Annotated in this window: 13 protein-coding genes; 7 read left to right on the top strand and 6 right to left on the bottom strand. The window is 43.6% G+C overall.

Going from position 1 to position 16,321, the window contains the following annotated elements:
- Nucleotides 1–20 precede the first annotated feature (20 nt).
- Nucleotides 21–1,307, top strand: a complete 1,287-nt coding sequence (locus K1M91_RS13385; RefSeq protein WP_232802544.1) for an NAD(P)/FAD-dependent oxidoreductase — start codon at nucleotides 21–23, stop codon at nucleotides 1,305–1,307.
- A gap of 32 nt (nucleotides 1,308–1,339) precedes the next feature.
- On the opposite strand, the gene K1M91_RS13380 is transcribed toward K1M91_RS13385, so the two are convergent.
- On the bottom strand, nucleotides 1,340–1,828 hold the full coding sequence (locus tag K1M91_RS13380; RefSeq protein ID WP_232802543.1) for a DUF2919 domain-containing protein: 489 nt from the start codon (nucleotides 1,826–1,828) through the stop codon (nucleotides 1,340–1,342).
- Between the two features lie 257 nt (nucleotides 1,829–2,085).
- Between K1M91_RS13380 and K1M91_RS13375 the strand changes: the two genes are divergently transcribed.
- From K1M91_RS13375 to K1M91_RS13365, 3 genes are read left to right on the top strand one after another with little or no spacing between them, the layout of a single operon-like run.
- Nucleotides 2,086–3,057, top strand: coding sequence for a hypothetical protein (locus K1M91_RS13375; protein WP_232802542.1), 972 nt, complete (start codon nucleotides 2,086–2,088; stop codon nucleotides 3,055–3,057).
- 14 nt (nucleotides 3,058–3,071) lie between these two features.
- Entirely contained in the window at nucleotides 3,072–3,971 is a 900-nt protein-coding gene (locus tag K1M91_RS13370) for a DUF350 domain-containing protein (protein WP_232802541.1), read from the top strand.
- A gap of 5 nt (nucleotides 3,972–3,976) precedes the next feature.
- Nucleotides 3,977–5,704 carry a polyamine aminopropyltransferase gene (locus tag K1M91_RS13365; RefSeq protein ID WP_232802540.1) on the top strand — a complete coding sequence of 576 codons (1,728 nt, stop codon included), beginning with the start codon at nucleotides 3,977–3,979 and terminating at the stop codon, nucleotides 5,702–5,704.
- A gap of 13 nt (nucleotides 5,705–5,717) precedes the next feature.
- Here K1M91_RS13365 and K1M91_RS13360 read toward each other — a convergent pair whose 3' ends face one another.
- The 5 genes from K1M91_RS13360 to K1M91_RS13340 all read right to left on the bottom strand — a co-directional run bounded on the left by K1M91_RS13360 (nucleotide 5,718) and on the right by K1M91_RS13340 (nucleotide 13,036).
- Entirely contained in the window at nucleotides 5,718–6,269 is a 552-nt protein-coding gene (locus tag K1M91_RS13360) for a hypothetical protein (protein WP_232802539.1), read from the bottom strand.
- 75 nt (nucleotides 6,270–6,344) lie between these two features.
- Nucleotides 6,345–7,979, bottom strand: a complete 1,635-nt coding sequence (locus K1M91_RS13355) for a HAMP domain-containing sensor histidine kinase (protein ID WP_232802538.1) — start codon at nucleotides 7,977–7,979, stop codon at nucleotides 6,345–6,347.
- Between the two features lie 314 nt (nucleotides 7,980–8,293).
- The gene (locus tag K1M91_RS13350; RefSeq protein WP_232802537.1) at nucleotides 8,294–8,989 is read right to left on the bottom strand and encodes a CsiV family protein; all 696 of its coding nucleotides are present in this window, start codon (nucleotides 8,987–8,989) and stop codon (nucleotides 8,294–8,296) included.
- Nucleotides 8,990–8,998: 9 nt separating this feature from the next.
- The gene (gene mfd, locus K1M91_RS13345) at nucleotides 8,999–12,463 is read right to left on the bottom strand and encodes a transcription-repair coupling factor (RefSeq protein WP_232802536.1); all 3,465 of its coding nucleotides are present in this window, start codon (nucleotides 12,461–12,463) and stop codon (nucleotides 8,999–9,001) included.
- Nucleotides 12,464–12,466: 3 nt separating this feature from the next.
- Nucleotides 12,467–13,036, bottom strand: coding sequence for a PilZ domain-containing protein (locus K1M91_RS13340; protein ID WP_232802535.1), 570 nt, complete (start codon nucleotides 13,034–13,036; stop codon nucleotides 12,467–12,469).
- Between the two features lie 84 nt (nucleotides 13,037–13,120).
- Here K1M91_RS13340 and K1M91_RS13335 point away from each other — a divergent pair, with 84 nt between their 5' ends.
- The 3 genes from K1M91_RS13335 to lolE are packed head-to-tail and all read left to right on the top strand — an operon-like array spanning nucleotide 13,121 to nucleotide 16,273.
- A complete protein-coding gene (locus K1M91_RS13335) occupies nucleotides 13,121–14,338 on the top strand; it encodes a lipoprotein-releasing ABC transporter permease subunit (RefSeq protein WP_232802534.1) in 1,218 nt (405 codons plus the stop codon).
- Entirely contained in the window at nucleotides 14,331–15,041 is a 711-nt protein-coding gene (gene lolD / locus K1M91_RS13330) for a lipoprotein-releasing ABC transporter ATP-binding protein LolD (RefSeq protein WP_232802533.1), read from the top strand. The genes K1M91_RS13335 and lolD overlap by 8 nt, the downstream gene beginning before the upstream one ends.
- A complete protein-coding gene (gene lolE, locus K1M91_RS13325; RefSeq protein WP_232802532.1) occupies nucleotides 15,041–16,273 on the top strand; it encodes a lipoprotein-releasing ABC transporter permease subunit LolE in 1,233 nt (410 codons plus the stop codon). Before lolD ends, lolE begins: the two co-directional genes overlap by 1 nt.
- The last annotated feature ends 48 nt before the right edge of the window (nucleotides 16,274–16,321 follow it).

Here is a 16,321-nt window from a genome sequence, read left to right as displayed (position 1 = left end):
GCTTTTAATTGGAGTAATACATGACCAAAATCATTGTTGTTGGTGGTGGTGCCGGCGGATTAGAGCTAGCCACTAAGTTAGGCCGTAAATTAGGCCGAAATAAGAAAGCGCATATCACTTTAGTCGACAAAAATCGCACCCACCTTTGGAAACCCCTTTTACATGAAGTCGCAGCTGGCTCACTTGATGATGGCGTTGATGCTCTTAGTTATCGCGCCCATGCTAAAAATCACGGTTTTTATTTCCAACTCGGTACACTTTCAGCTATTTCGCGAGAGCAAAAAACAATTACCCTCGGGGCGATGTTAGACGATGATGGCTCAGAAGTACTCCGTGAGCGCCAGCTTGATTACGATATCTTAGTGATGGCGCTAGGGAGCGTGAGTAATGATTTTGGTACGTCAGGCGTAAGAGAGCACTGTATTTTCTTAGATAGTCCAGATCAAGCACATAAATTTCACCATAAAATGCTGAATAAGTTTTTGCAATTGGGTGAGAAGCAAACGGCTGCGGTGAGCGTTGCCATCGTCGGAGCGGGTGCTACTGGGGTTGAATTATCTGCAGAGCTGTTTAATTCGTTAAAGCAAGTTAAAAGCTATGGTTTTGATGACATGTCAGCCAGTGATTTACATGTTACGTTAGTGGAAGCAGGGGAGAAAATTTTGCCTGCGTTGCCTTTGCGCATCTCGAGTGCAGCGCATCAAGAACTGACACAGCTAGGGGTTGATGTCAGAACTGCGACCATGGTAACCAAAGCTACACCTGAAGGGCTTATGACTAAATCAGGAGAGCTAATTGAAGCTGATCTCATGGTTTGGGCAGCAGGCATTAAAGCGCCTGATTTTATGAAAGACATCGCAGGACTTGAAACTAACAGAGCGAATCAATTAGTCGTTAAAGCTAATTTGCAAACCACTTTAGATGAGAACATCTATGCTCTGGGTGACTGCGCTGCCTGCACCTTGGCCGATGGCACGCAAGTTCCGCCTCGCGCGCAATCAGCACATCAAATGGCCAGCTGTGTGTACAGTAATATTTTAGCCCGCCTCAAAGGTAAACCAGAAAAAGACTATGTTTATAAAGATCATGGTTCTTTGGTTTCTTTGAGTCAATTCAGTACGGTTGGCAGTTTAATGGGTAACTTAATGCGTGGCTCTATGATGGTAGAAGGGCGGATGGCGAGATTGGTTTACGTGTCTTTATACCGCATGCACCAAATAGCATTACATGGTTATGTCAAGACTGCATTGATGACGGTCGTAGGGCGAATCAACCGAGTGCTACGACCGCGATTAAAATTGCACTGATTTTTGGTTACAATTCCGATAAAAATACCTGCTCATGCAGGTATTTTTTTGTTGGTCGTTTTCGTTCCCAGTTGGTAATTATTAAAGCAATCGGCTAAACGTTGGCTCTTTATGGTGTAGAGCAAAATCCAACTAACAAAAACCAGTTGTACAGCGCTAGTCCAAGAATAACTAAAATGTTGATCCATAATAGCATTAAGTAACAAGCCAAAATCAACAAGAACCGCGATCAACAGCAATACTCTGCCTTTATGCCAAAGCGGTGCAATCCATTTATTTTCTTTACGGCTAGCGATGAGAAAGAGTACGACTGCCAATGTGCCACTGGCCATACCCATGAAAAAATGCACTTTGATGGGGTAAAATAGTGCCATTATTTTACTGCCATCAGGGCGGATCGTTGCAGACATGATCCATATAACCCAAGTTCGCGCGAGAAAAAACAAGCTAGCGTAAAACCAAATAGGCGGCTTTAGATCGCCATTATTGTCATATTGTGAGATGGGGTACAAATGTCGCATGGCATGGTTATCCTTAACGTAGAGCCATAGGTTAAACAGATATGTGGGCTATGTCACGAATTTCAAGTATGGCAATGCTGATATCGCCATTCTCAACCCTTTTTAGTTACTGCTGTGTTCTACTATTGTTGATCTAAGATGCCTTTTATTATCGGCATTTTTTTTGAAACAGTAACTAACGCATTAATATTACTGTTAATTTTAATCAATTTTAAGTAAAATTCTGGCATTATCAGTCAATAGACTAAGGGAGCAAAATGAACCATCCGAAGGTGGGGGCATTTTTATTATTTTGGCTCGTATTATTTATCTCTGGGTGCAGTGATAAACTAGCAGAGGCCATTGATGCTAACACACGAGTTGCTAAGCTGCGTTTAAATACCCTTGCAAGTGAATTAGATGCAGGTCAAGTACGTAATGCAACCTTATTAAAGCAATATGCTGTTTTGCTTAAGCAGCAAAAGCCGGATTATGGGCCGCTTATTGATGAGCTGGCTAAAGATGCCACGACTGCAGGCCCCATGTTCACTGGGTTGCAAAAGCGTCTGAAACAAGCTGTAGACTCGCCACAAAATTTTGTATCAAAGGAAGAGCAGCTAGCTGAACTTGAAAATATCATCGAGGCGGCGAATCCAGATTTATTTTCTGATGCGCTATCTGATCCCATCAATGTATTGGCGGATATGTCAGATGGCAAACTGGCTCGGGTTAATGCGGTAAGTAAGCAATCGAGTTTACAAGCCAATGGTGCACAGGACTTTGGTGATGGCAGTCAGTTAGTCGGCAACCCAAATTACGGACAATGGAGCCAAAATAGTAATGGCGTGTCGTTTTGGGAATGGTACGGTATGTATGCCTTATTCTCGAATTTAACACGGCCAGTACTTTATGATTCATGGTCACGTGGTCGTGATTACAGTTATTACAACGACTATGGTCGTTCACGCTACACCAGCCCTAAACAATATAAAGCCCAAGAGCAACAAGTTGCTCGAACAGCCAAAAAATTTGGCAATAATAATAGTAAATTTAGCAGCCCTTACGCTAAGAGTCGTACTGGCAGCAGCCAAGTTTCCAGTGCCAGCCAAAAAGCAAAGGCGACGACTGGTTTTGCTAGTCGATCGAGTTACTCCAATGCTAAATCTAAATCAAGCAGTACTACATCAAACAGTAGTAGCTTTCGAACTAACCGTAATACTAGCTCGCGTAGCCCCAGTCGTGGCAAATAAGGAAGGGCAATAAAATGAACACCATCAATGCCATTTTAGAATTTAATCCGGAACTATTGGTTTACCTATTGATCGATGTAGTCATCGCCATTTTGTTGTTAAGTACCATGCGCTATATCATGGGAGTCATGGGGAAAATTGATACCACTGAAGAGCTAGCTAAACGTGATAATTTTGCTTATGGCATTAGTATGGCGGGCAGTGTATTGGCCATGGGTATCGTGTTAACAGGGGCTATCACTGGTGAAAGTGCAAACAATTATCTCAATGAAATTATTGGTATGTCGGTTTATGGCATCGCGGGTTTGCTGTTGATAAAGGCGGGTCGTTGGGTCCATGATAAATTTTCATTGGGGCAGTTTAATAAAGCGCAACTTATTTTAGAGCGTAACACTGCTGTTGCTATCACAGATGCCGCAAGTGCTATTGCGACGGCCATTATTGTTCGCGCTGTGTTAATTTGGGTAGAAGGCTTTGATATTTCTACCTTCACTGCCATTTTGTCTGGCTGGTTAATCAGTCAAATTATTTTGGTTTTAGTGTCTCGCATCCGTGAGAAACGCTATAACCAAAACAATGTTGCGGGGTTTCAGCATGCACTTATCCAAGGTAATGTTGCTTTAGCGGTGCGCTATAGTGGTCACCTTATTGGTACTGCGGTTGCAGTGACTGCGGCAAGCCATTTTGTCTTCTATGACCCGGCATATCTAGTGGCTGGTTTATTGTCGTGGTTTGCAATTAGTCTAGTGATGATGGTACTACTGAAAGTGCTTGCTTATATTGCCAAGCGCATGGTGCTACTGGGCATTAAACGTGATGTCGAAATTGAACAGCAACATAATGTTGGCGTGGCATCTATTGAATTTGCGATTAATGTATCGATTGCGTTAGTTCTTAGTGCATTAATGGCTTAATTCTTATGTTGAAAAACTTACGCAGCAACCCTAGGTTGCTGCTCGATGACTGCCTGCTTATTGGCATTATGGCAGTATTGGCCGCGTGTGGTTTAATCTACGAATACCTTCTCTCTCATTACAGCGCTCGCGTACTAGGCAGTATGGAAACGGTTATCTATGCCATGATAGGCATTATGATCGTCGCTATGGGTTTAGGCGCGTTTGCGGCAAAAAAAATTAAAGACCCCTACTTAGGCTTTGCTTGGCTAGAAGTAAGTGTTGCCCTTATTGGCTGCGGCGCAACGATATTCCTTGCGAGCTTAATTGGTTTTACTCAATATTTACCGCAAATTATTGCTGACACTTTTGCTATTCCTGTTGACATGCTTCCACTAGGAGGCATGTTCGAAAGTTTAGTCAAGTTTTCTTTAGTGATGCCCTATGTTTTTGGCTTTTTACTTGGCTTTCTTATTGGCATGGAAATTCCACTTATTGCACGAATTCGTGAGGATATTTACGGTAAACACTTAAGTAATAATGTTGGCACTATTTATGGTGCGGACTATATAGGGGCTGGTGTAGGTGCTGCGATCTGGGTGATCGTGATGCTAAAAATTGAAATTAACCAAGCTGCGGCTCTAACCGCGAGTCTAAACTTGGTAGCGGGAGTGATATTTTTTGTGCGCTACCGAGGACAAATTAAAACTCGGGTGTGGCTGGTCATCAGTCATTTGATATTAGCTTTAATGATTTTCATGGTGTATTGCTATGGTGGCCAGTGGTCGAACAAAATGCAGGATCTACTCTATTTAGATAAAGTGGTACATCAGCAGCAAACTCGCTTTCAGAACCTTGTTTTCACTCGCCGAGATATGTCGGGTAACTTGCCTTCAGCCTACAGTTTCTACATCAATGGTCGTTTACAGTTTTCGAGTATGGATGAGCAAATTTACCATCAAATGCTGGTTCACCCTGCTATGTCCGTGTCGGCCCGTCATAACAAAGTATTAATTATTGGTGGAGGAGATGGATTAGCCTTACGTGAAGTGCTTAAGTGGCCTGTTGAAAGTGTTAAATTAATAGACTTAGATGATGAATTAGTTGATCTTTTTCAATACCCTGAGCGCTACCTGCCGGATGACCTCAGTCGAGTGGTCATGCGTTTAACACAAAACGCTTTTAACGATTCGAGAGTATCTGTGGTTAATAGTGATGCTTTTGTAGAAGTGGACTCACTCCTGCAACAAGGGGCTTTATTTGACACTATTATTGTTGATTTACCAGATCCCAGTCATCCTGACCTAAATAAGTTATACAGCAAGCACTTCTATGCCAGACTGCGTCAACTATTGTATGGTGACGGGGCGATAGTTGTGCAATCTACGTCGCCGTTTCATGCTAAGCAGGCTTTTATTTCTATTGGTAAAACCCTTGCCGCTGCTGGATTCTCTCACACTGAGCAATATCATCAGAATGTGCCTAGTTTTGGTGAATGGGGGTGGAGTATTGCCACTAAAATGGGCGCTCCCGCCAGTGTTCGGGCGCAGCAACAACAGCCTTTATTTCCTTTTGAACTAACTTGGTTAAATGCTGAGGTGTTTCAGGCTGCTTTGGTTTTTCCTGCCGATTACTATCGGCAACGAGATCAAGTGTTGGTCAATGAGTTGGGCACGCATACTTTATATCAGTATCATCACCAAGCTTGGCAATCCGAAATGGGATTAGAAATTGATACTACGGCAGAAAAGTAACGAAGCGAACGTATTAAAAATCAAGAGAGCCATAATGATAGACTTGGTAGTGGGTTCTAACACCTAACCAGTACTGAATGCGCTTTAGCCAAGATTTAGGTACTTTAGTCAGTTCTATATCTTTTACGTCGATAAGCTCTAGTGCTTCATGCAAATCATTGATTGGCCAGCGAGCAGGATTATCTTTCACTTGTTTATCGACTAATAAATCGATACAAGGTGCCCAACTGGATAACGTATCTAATAAATACTGTAACTGCTCATAGGTGTACTTTTTGTTTTCACTGATTAAGATGATGAATTTTTGGTTCGTGGTTTTATCAAGATGCACTAACCAATCTAATTCGGTCAGGCTACCCGTTAAAACTTGTGATTGGTTTACTCGCGTCTTGCCTTTAGGGTTAACATCTAGCCAACATAAGTTAGCAGGCAACTCTATATCCATTTTGTGTTTGGTAAAGTTAATGACAGTGGCCTCAGGGTAGCAGGCAATTAACTTTTCAAGGGTTTGGCTTAAGGTGGTCATTTTGATCTGTTTGCAGCTTGGTTTAATAGTGGTGCTCATTGGGTCGCTCTTTAACATTAATATTTTGTAAATATAGTGTTAAAACAGGATATTCGTGTGAAGTATTTGTGACATTTATAATTGTTCTTCATTTAGTTGAGGCAAAGTGATAATAAATCCCAAGCCATGGGGGCGGACGTTGTAGACGCTAATATCACCTTTAAGTTTTTGTTTGATCAACTCTTTCACCATGTTCAAGCCTAGACCTGAGCCCCCTTTGGATTTACGGGTCGTGAAAAAAGGGGTGAACATTTTTTTTGTTACTTCTGAGTTTATGCCGCAACCATCATCGGCGTAGTCAAATGCTAGTAACTCGCCAGTTTGTGTCACTGTGAGTTGTATCTTCCCTTTTTGGTTTTTACTGTAGCCATGACGAATGGAATTAAGCACTAAGTTAGTAAATATTTGACTTATAAATCCAGGATAACTTAGCAAAGACAAATCGGAAGGAACGTTAAGTTGATAGGATATTTGTCCTTTTTTTAACTCTGGACTTAGGCTCAAAAACAAGCTTTCAAGAAATGGCTGTAGCTGGATTGGCTGTAACGCATCGTTACATTGGTTTATGCTGAGCTCTTTGAAGCTACGGATCAGCTGAGTGGCTTGGCGAAGGTTGTTTTCAATAATGTCAGAGTTTTCGTTGACATGATCGATATAGGTGGTTATTTCTGAACGCCTTATGCTGTTATGTTGGATCTTATCTTGTATTTTTAAGTTCTCATCGCGCAAGTAGGTGATGGCTGTTAGTGCTATGCCTAATGGATTATTGATGTCGTGGGCGATGCCAGCAACTAAGGTTGAGGCGGTGATGGCTCCTTGGTTTTTAATGAGCTCTTCTTGAGTTTCTTTTAAGTTTAATAGAGCGGAGTTCAAGGCATCAGTCCGTTCAAAAATACGTTGTTCTAATTCGATGTTCAGTAACTTAAGCTCTTTACTTACTTTACGTAAGTTCTGCTGGCTCGCCATCAGCTCAGATTGTGTTTGTTCTAGCGTATCCAGCATGATGTTCATTGCCTGACCAAATAGAGCAAGTTCATCATGTCCTTTTATTGCTACGCGTCGCTGTAGATTGCCGTGCGTAATATCAGCGGCGGCATCCAGTAAACGAGCTACATTTGTTTTTGTTTTTCGGTAGTTCAGTAGGGCGCAGGCCAGCATTAATATCATAAATGGTAACATTATCACTGTGATGTTCGTTCTTACTTCGCTTCCCTGGTTAATGATATGCTCACGGTCCGTTGCATAGGCAATAAAGCCAGCAATGTCCCCTTCACGCCAGGCCCTGTTTCTACCCACTTGGTACTGATTATGACAAGCCACGCACTTTACTTGATTGAGCCTTATTGGACTTACCATAAAGTGAGTTTTATATTCTTCAGTATTCGTCCACTCGAAGTAGTCAGAGTTTGGGTTTCTAATGAAGTGTTTATTGATGGCAAATTCCATTTCATTGTGTCTGGGCTTGATGGGTAAAAGTTTAATTGTGGCAGTGGATTCTTCATTATCATGGCTAAATGCAGGGTGGAAAGGATACGTATCTTGTAAAGAGACACGGTCAAACTGTTGTTGAAAAAAAAGATTGAGATGTTCGAGGGTATTCACTTGATCTTGCTTTTGTAAGTTATAGGTGAGCTCTGGTACCCAAAAAACCAGTAACAAACTCAGTGCAGACACGGCAAGGGCTGTGGGCAATAGTAATTTAATGAACAAACGATATCGATACTTTTGCAAGGCACTATAAAAAAAGAGGGATTTACCTCAGTATAGAAGACAAAAACTGACTTTGGAGTGGCTTAGTGCGGCTTTTAATTTACTAGGTAAACGCGTGTTTCTGAATTTATTCAGAAGCTATTTATAGCCAATCAATCTGAAGGATGCTTGATTTTAACTAGTGGGTACATCTTGCCCTTTTGGAGCACCTCAGTGCTCCCATTAGGTTATTACGCTAAGTGGTTTAGAATCTTGATTAGCTTGCCTAGTATTTAAAACAAGGCAGGAGAGCTTTCAATGCGATTAAGTAGGCGCTAAATTTTACGGATCGTTACCAATAAACCCAATAGTGGATGGTCAAGGTAATAGGTGTCTCCACTGTTAATCGCTTGGCGTTGTTTCACTGGAAACTCTATCAATGACGGGGCTGGCTGGGTTCCTTCCGTTGCTGTGCCACGATACGGCGGAGGTGCACGCAATACCAGTTCTGTTTCTAGATAGAGCTGTTGATCGTTATACAGTGTGATGAGACCATCTAACTCAAATAAAGGCCCTGCAACATCCACATTGTTTTGGCTATTACTAAGTGGGTAGCGGCCTTGAAAGTTTTTGCCCGCTAAAATGCGTACTGAGGGAGCACCTGCTTCCGTTAGCTCTACTGACCAACCAAGATGAATGAGTGGTGTGAAAGCTAAGTTACGGGTAAGGCGCTTCATCTCCGTATTCATGGTTAAGCTAGACTTAGGCAGAATCTGGATGCTTTCTGAGCCTGAAAATACTTGTTCGCCATCGATAACTGTAGGCATTGTTTGGCTGGGCAGTAAGCCTGCTAATATATTGATCCCTTGATCGACGGGTAATAACGGTAATTGATAGCTCAGGTTTTCTGGTGCACTATCTGCAGCGACATAGTGTTTAAAAGCGATGACTTCAACTTCATAACGCTCGCTGGCTTGTGCGTTCGACAGGCTTACTAACATTATGAAAATAAATAACAAACGTTGCAACATCTTGTTCCTTTATAAGGTGTTTTCTGTCAGTGCAGTCAACATAGTTTGCACCAGTTTAATTCTATCGCTTCGCTCTTGAGCCGGAATGGCAAAACGCAGGCGTGTTGGCCCTTCCATGCGATAAATTTTCGGTTGATTTTGCAGTAAAGATACCAGATATGCCGGATTTACCTTAGTTTTTTCTGCAAATTCTATGTAGCCGCCTGCTGCATGAGCTTCGATTTTTTTTATGCCAATGGCTGATGCGGCTAACTTAAATTCAGCTACTTTCAGTAAATGTTTGCTTGGCTCAGGTAATAGACCAAAACGGTCAATGAGTTCAATTTGTAAATCATCTAGCTCATCTTTATTCGTGCAACTGGCAATGCGTTTATAAAGTGACAAACGCATGTTGACGTCGCCAATATAGTCATCAGGTAATAACGCTGGTATACGTAGCTCAATCTCTGTTTGTTGATTAAGCAATTGCGTTAAATCCGGCTCTTTGCCTTCGCGCAGCGCGTTAACGGCTTGTTCGAGCATTTCCATGTACAAGCTAAAGCCAATAGAGTGAATTTGACCACTTTGGTCATCACCCAGTAGTTCCCCAGCGCCACGTATTTCTAAGTCGTGAGTGGCAAGTGTAAAGCCGGCACCAAGGGCTTCCAAAGACGCGATGGCCTCTAAACGCTTTTTCGCATCTTTACTCATGAGCTTTTTATGGGGCGCTAATAAGTAGGCATAAGCTTGGTGATGTGAACGGCCAACACGCCCTCTTAATTGATGTAACTGTGCCAAACCTAGATTATCGGCGCGATCAATGATCATGGTGTTCGCCGTCGGTACATCAATGCCTGTTTCGATAATGGTGGTACAGACCAGAATGTTGTAACGCTGATGATAAAAATCAGACATGACTTTTTCCAGTTCGCGCTCACGCATTTGGCCATGACCAACGATGATCCTTGCCTCTGGGACAAGCTCGGCTAAATCTGCAGCGGTTTTTTCAATGGTATCCACGGCGTTATGTAAAAAATAGACCTGGCCACCGCGCATGATCTCACGGGTAATCGCTTCTTTGATTAGCGCATCTTCACGTTGGCGTACAAAGGTTTTAACGGCAAGGCGTTTCGCTGGTGGTGTGGCGATAATCGATAAATCTCTCATGCCACTCATCGCCATATTCAAGGTTCGAGGGATAGGTGTGGCTGTTAGAGTGAGAATGTCAATGTTGGCCCGCAGCGCCTTGATTTTTTCTTTTTGACGTACGCCAAAGCGATGTTCCTCATCGACGATAAGCAAGCCCAAGTCAATAAACTCGATATCGGCGCCAAGTAGTTTATGGGTGCCGATCAAGATATCGACTTTACCTTCTTTTAATCGCACCAATACTTCTTTTTGTTCCTTGGCGGTTTTAAAGCGCGACATCACTTCCACTTCTACTGGCCAGTCAGCAAAGCGATCTTTAAAGTTTTCATAATGTTGTTGCGCTAGTAAGGTAGTCGGTACCAGCACTGCGACCTGCTTGCCAGCGTTAACTGCTACGAAAGCGGCGCGCATGGCCACTTCGGTTTTACCAAAGCCAACATCACCACACACCAAGCGATCCATGGCTTTGTTTTGCGACATGTCACTCAGTACTGCATTAATCGCGCTTATTTGGTCATCGGTTTCTTCAAATGGGAATGCCGCGGCAAAGCTGGCGTATTGTTCTTTATCAATGGCGAAGATATGGCCAGGCTTGACTTCGCGATTAGCGTAAACATTGAGTAATTCGGCTGCGACATCACGTACTTTTTCCGCTGCGCGGCGTTTCGCCTTACTCCATGTTTCACCACCAAGTTTATGAATATGAGCGGTTTCATCATCACCGCCGCTGTAGCGACTGATTAAGTGTAAGGCCGTTACCGGGACATATAATTTATCGCCACCCGCATATTCTAAAGTGAGGTACTCGGTTTCCATGCCGCCGATATCGAGGGTCTGGAGCCCTTGATATCGGCCAATACCATGATCTAAATGTACTACCGCTTGGCCAATAGCCAATTCGGCAAGGTTGCGGATTAGCGCGTCGGTGTTAACGGTTTTTTTGCTGTCTTTACGGCGGCGTTGTACCACGCGATCGCCAAGTAGTTCCGTTTCACAAATAAAGGCAATATTAGCGGATGGAAGAACAAAGCTTCGACTAACGTCGCCAACGATCAGGCCTAAACGTGCTTCAGACTGGGTAAAGTCAACTAATTGCTGAAATTGTTTCGGTTTGAGTTTTACTTTATCAAGTAAGCTCAGTAAGGTTTCACGGCGCCCTTGAGACTCTACGCAAAAGAGTATCTTGCCATCAAAATCCGCTAAAAAGTCGGTAAGGGCGGCAAGTGGTTGCGGTTGATTGTGACTTACCGCGATAGTGGGCAGGCTTTGCGTGCCCGCGTTGAAGTAACCGGCTTTTTCGGTATCCAGTGTTGCTTCACTAAAATGTAAGCGAGGAAACTGCTTTAACTGGCTAAAGCATTCTTCAATACGCAAGTACAGCTCATGAGGGGGCAGTAAAGGTCGCTGGATGTCGTGGCGGCGGTTTTCGTAGCGCTGCTCTACATCGTCTAAAAAGTGGGTCGCGGCTTGTTGAATGTCGCCGACCACTGCAATGGCCGTGGTATCGGGCAAGTAATCAAATAAGCAGGCCGTTTGCTCGAAAAAGAGCGGCAAATAGTATTCAATACCCGCGGGGAAGGTGCCTTTACTGACTTGTTGGTAAACGGATTGCGCTTCACGACTGGCATTAAAACGCTCACGATATTGGCTGCGAAAACGCTCAATAGCTGCTTTGTCGGTGGGAAATTCTCGTGCTGGTAACAGCTCTATGGACTTGACAGTTTGTGTGCTTCGCTGTGTTTCAGGATCAAATTCTTTGATCGACTCAATTTCGTCATCAAAATAGTCTAAGCGATACGGGTGGGTGCTGCCCATTGGGAACAGATCAAATACTGCACCACGAGCGCTGTATTCACCGTGCTCCATCACCTGTTCCACTTGATAATAACCCGCTTGCTCAAGTTGTTGCCGTAAGCTTTGAATCGTTCGTTGTTCACCGGTATTAAGTAACAAACTATGTTGGGTTAAATAGCTGGCAGGGGCACAGCGTAGTAGTAAGGTCGCCACAGGGACGATTAACACGCCAGTGGTCACTTGCGGTAAGCGATACAAGGTAGTAAGGCGCGTTGAAATAATGTCTTGATGGGGTGAAAAACTATCGTAAGGTAAGGTTTCCCAGTCCGGTAAACTCAGTACTGGTTTTTTACCTTGTAAGAAGAAGGTGACTTCTTGCTCTAATCTAAGGGCACTGGGTGTATCGGCCACCAATAATAGCACCATGCCTTGATGCTGCAGGGCAAATTCGGCTACGCCTAATGCCAAGCTAGATCCAGAAAGTTGGCCCAAAAATTGTTTGTCGCCCGCTTTTTTTAATGCGGGAAGAGTAAGTAACGAAGAGACTGTCATGTCTTAGTTTTGTTCCTGGCGCAGCTCCGCGCGTCGTTTTAATTGTTTCGATTGAATGTGCAGACTGGCTTTGATTAATACGTCGCGATCGGTTTCACGAATACTGGCAAAATGCATCTCTATTTCATAGCCTTGTTCGACAGCCTGGCACTGGCTGACCTGACCATAGCAAAAAACGGCAGCGGCTTCATCGACTAAAAATATTTTTAAGCTGGCGAATTGGCCAACTTCCATAGCTTGAGAATGTAGATAACGAATACCGCCGCCACCAAAGGCAAGGGTATGATGGCGATACTGAATCTCATCTTCTTGTGCCATCATGTGACAAAGTAGCATGTTTATTTTTTTTGATTGTAGGCTGAGGTAGTTTACTAAGTCTTGGGTTTGCTCGCCCAGTTGGTTGAGAAAGCGCAACGAGTTTGCATCTACCTGCGCAATTTCACTGGCAATTTGAAAAGAGGCGGGCATGTGGCGCACCAATTCATCGGCATTGGGCACTGTGTCATTTTTTGCCAAGGGCTCAATGTTCACCGTTAGGGGATGCGTCACGCTAAAATAGGATTCTGTGTCCATTAAAAGATTGCCCTTGTGTCTTAACCTGTATTCCCTTTATTATCCTTTATCTTTGTGCTTTCGCAAGCTATTGAATAGACACTTATGTTTTATCCACTCAGCCTCTTTATTGGGCTTCGCTATACCAAAGCTAAACGCAGCAATGGATTTGTTTCGTTTGTATCCTTGTTTTCAACGGGTGGCATCTTGCTCGGGGTGATGTCGTTGATCTTGGTTTTGTCCGTGATGAATGGCTTTGAAGAGAAACAAAAAAAGCGCGTACTAGGCGCTATCCCTCACGTGGTGATCACCAATCAAGCGCAATTGTTGCCTGATTGGCAAAGTGTGATGCGCGATATTGGTGATATTGCTAATGTTGAAGGTGTATCGGCCATGGTCAACGCTGAAGCCATGGTGCAAACCCCTAAACAGTTACGTGCAGTTGAGATCCAAGGGATTTTCCCAGAGCAATGGGCACCAAATACTTTAAAGCAGGCGATTAATTTAGGTCGGTTAGATAATTTGACCGCGGGTAGTTATAGCGTGCTAATAGGCAGTGAGTTAGCAAAAGAATTGGATATTGGCTTAAATGACAAGCTGCGTATTATTTCTACCCGAGGCTCAGTGTTTACACCGTTAGGACGGATCCCGAGCCAGCGTAACTTTGTTGTGGCGGGGATTTTCACTTTAGGCTCAGAAGCTGACGCTAACCAAATATTTTTACACGGTGCAGATGCGGCTCGTTTAATGCGCTTGCCCAAAGGTGCAGCTACAGGTATTCGCTTTTTTCTCGATGACCCCTTTCATATTCAAGGCTTTGAACAACTGACATTGCCGCAAGATCTTTATGTCTATGATTGGCGCACCAGCCATGGCCAGTTTTTCCAAGCAATAAAGATGGAAAAAAACATGATTGGTATGTTGTTATGCCTGATAGTGGCCGTCGCTGCGTTTAATATTTTATCTTCCTCAGTAATGTTAGTAACAGATAAAGAAGGCGAAGTCGCGATATTAAAAACCTTAGGCATGAGTAATAGCAACATCATTGCCGTGTTCATGGTGCAGGGGGCGTGGAGTGGTGTGTTAGGTGCGTTATTTGGCGCTGTGATAGGCATGCTATTAGCGCTTTATATCAATCCGTTATTGGCATTTTTAGGTTTTGACTTATACACAGCAGTGGGTGGCCAACTTCCTGTTTTGTTTAATGGTTGGCAAATAGTAAACATTATTTTGGGCGCAATGCTGTTAAGTTTTGCTGCGACTTTTTACCCTGCTTGGCGAGCGGCCCGTGTTAAACCCGCAGAGGCTCTTAGATATGAATGATTTTTTGTTAACGTGTCGTAATATCACCAAGGTATACCAAGATGGTGATGTGGCAACGCAAGTGTTGCATGGTGTGGATTTGGATGTGAAACCGGGTGAATTACTGGCGATTGTAGGCAGTTCGGGCTCAGGTAAGAGTACTTTGTTGCACTTACTTGGCGCACTTGACTCCGTCAGTGGCGGTGAAGTGCTATTTAATGGTTGTAACATTCACCAAATGTCTGCCAAACAACAAGCGCGGTTACGTAATCAAGAGATGGGGTTTGTGTATCAATTCCATCATTTGCTCGGCGAATTTACCGCATTAGAAAATGTCATGATGCCTTTGTTGATCGCTAAGCTGCCGGTTAAACAAGCTAAGCAGCAAGCCATTGCCATGCTTGATAAAGTAGGGTTGGCGCACCGCATTGAACATCGCCCTTCCGAGCTTTCTGGTGGTGAACGTCAGCGGGTTGCGATTGCGCGGGCATTAATTAATCAGCCTGCTATTTTATTGGCAGATGAGCCAACGGGGAATTTGGATGCACAAAGTGCTGACAATATCTATCAGCTGATCCGAGAGCTAAACCAGAGCTTAAACACGGCCTTTGTCGTGGTCACTCATGATTTAAGCTTAGCGAATAAGCTAGATCGACAATTGCATATGCGTGATGGCGTATTGCAAGGTGCTCATTCTTTAGCCAGCGTTGGAGAGCCATCTTAGTGTTACCTTTATCGGCGTTTATTGGCCTTCGTTACAGCCGCGCGAAACAAAAAAATCGTTTTATATCATTTATATCTTTGTCGTCATTGTTGGGCATTATGCTTGGCGTAGCTGTGTTGATCGTTGGCGTGTCAGCGATGAACGGTTTTGAACGTGAGCTACATGAGCGCATTTTATCGGTGATCCCTCACGGTGAGTTAGAATCGGCCCAAGGCCCCTTTGCAAATTGGCCTGCCTTAGTAAAGCAAGTTGAGCAAGACCGACAAGTGATAGCCGCTGCACCCTATATAAATGTCACTGGGTTGCTACAAAAAGGCAATGAAATGAAAGGAGTAGCACTACGCGCTATTGAGCCAGAATTAGAAGATAAGGTGACACAGATGTCACAGTTTGTTACCGGCGATGGCTGGCAGCGCTTAGCTGAGCCGGGTTATCAGCTTATTTTGGGTAAGGGGATTGCCGATAAACTGGGTTTACAGGTTAATGATAATGTTACCTTGTTACTACCTAACTTAAGCAATGATAACAAGTTATCCGCGCCAAGGCGGCTTACCTTTACTTTAGTCGGTCTACTGGAAATGGGCGGTCAACTTGACCATAGCTTGGGTTTTATTCATTTGAATACAGGCAATGAATTAACGGCTGGCGTAAACGGTGTGGCTTTTAAAACCACGGATGTAATGGATGCCGTGTCTATTACCCGCCGCGTGGCTTATGCTTCAGGCTTATTGGTTTACATTAAGCCTTGGGTGTTTAGCCAAGGAAATGTTTATCAAGATATTCAAATGGTTAAAGTACTGATGTATGTCATTTTATTTCTTGTGGTTGCGGTGGCCTGTTTCAATATAGTGTCAACCTTAGTGATGGCTGTGAACGAGAAAAAAGGCGATATTGCTATTTTACAAACCATGGGGGCAGGTAATGCTTTGCTGCGTAATATTTTTATTGTGCAAGGCTTGTTAAACGGTGTGATTGGTGCATTGTTTGGTGTAATTTTAGGCGTTATTGTAGCACTTAACCTAACGGAAATATTCCAGTTTTTTGAGTCTTTCACTGGACAAAAGGTGTTGTCTGGCGAGATTTACTTTATTGATTTTATGCCGTCTTTGGTGCAACCGCTAGACGTGGTTGTTATTGCCGGTATCGCAGTGTTAATGAGCTTACTAGCAACGCTTTACCCTGCATGGCGTGCGAGTAAGATAAAACCTGCCCAGCAACTAGGGCACGGCTAATTCATGCTAAATGCATAACGCTTACAAGCAGTGGGGTATGTTATTGGT

Origin of the sequence: Motilimonas sp. E26 (assembly GCF_021278025.1) — a bacterium.
In the GTDB taxonomy this organism is placed as follows: domain Bacteria; phylum Pseudomonadota; class Gammaproteobacteria; order Enterobacterales; family CBDFNC01; genus Motilimonas.
This window is presented reverse-complemented; position numbering and strand designations above follow the sequence as displayed.

Bases quoted from the DNA above. Each gene is read 5' to 3' on its own strand.
- K1M91_RS13340 (WP_232802535.1), bottom strand. From the start codon at position 13,036: ATGGACACAGAATCCTATTTTAGCGTGACGCATCCCCTAACGGTGAAC.
- K1M91_RS13335 (WP_232802534.1), top strand. From the start codon at position 13,121: ATGTTTTATCCACTCAGCCTCTTTATTGGGCTTCGCTATACCAAAGCT.
- K1M91_RS13360 (WP_232802539.1), bottom strand. From the start codon at position 6,269: ATGAGCACCACTATTAAACCAAGCTGCAAACAGATCAAAATGACCACC.
- K1M91_RS13350 (WP_232802537.1), bottom strand. From the start codon at position 8,989: ATGTTGCAACGTTTGTTATTTATTTTCATAATGTTAGTAAGCCTGTCG.
- K1M91_RS13385 (WP_232802544.1), top strand. From the start codon at position 21: ATGACCAAAATCATTGTTGTTGGTGGTGGTGCCGGCGGATTAGAGCTA.
- K1M91_RS13375 (WP_232802542.1), top strand. From the start codon at position 2,086: ATGAACCATCCGAAGGTGGGGGCATTTTTATTATTTTGGCTCGTATTA.
- K1M91_RS13365 (WP_232802540.1), top strand. From the start codon at position 3,977: ATGTTGAAAAACTTACGCAGCAACCCTAGGTTGCTGCTCGATGACTGC.
- lolD (WP_232802533.1), top strand. From the start codon at position 14,331: ATGAATGATTTTTTGTTAACGTGTCGTAATATCACCAAGGTATACCAA.
- K1M91_RS13370 (WP_232802541.1), top strand. From the start codon at position 3,072: ATGAACACCATCAATGCCATTTTAGAATTTAATCCGGAACTATTGGTT.
- mfd (WP_232802536.1), bottom strand. From the start codon at position 12,463: ATGACAGTCTCTTCGTTACTTACTCTTCCCGCATTAAAAAAAGCGGGC.
- K1M91_RS13380 (WP_232802543.1), bottom strand. From the start codon at position 1,828: ATGCGACATTTGTACCCCATCTCACAATATGACAATAATGGCGATCTA.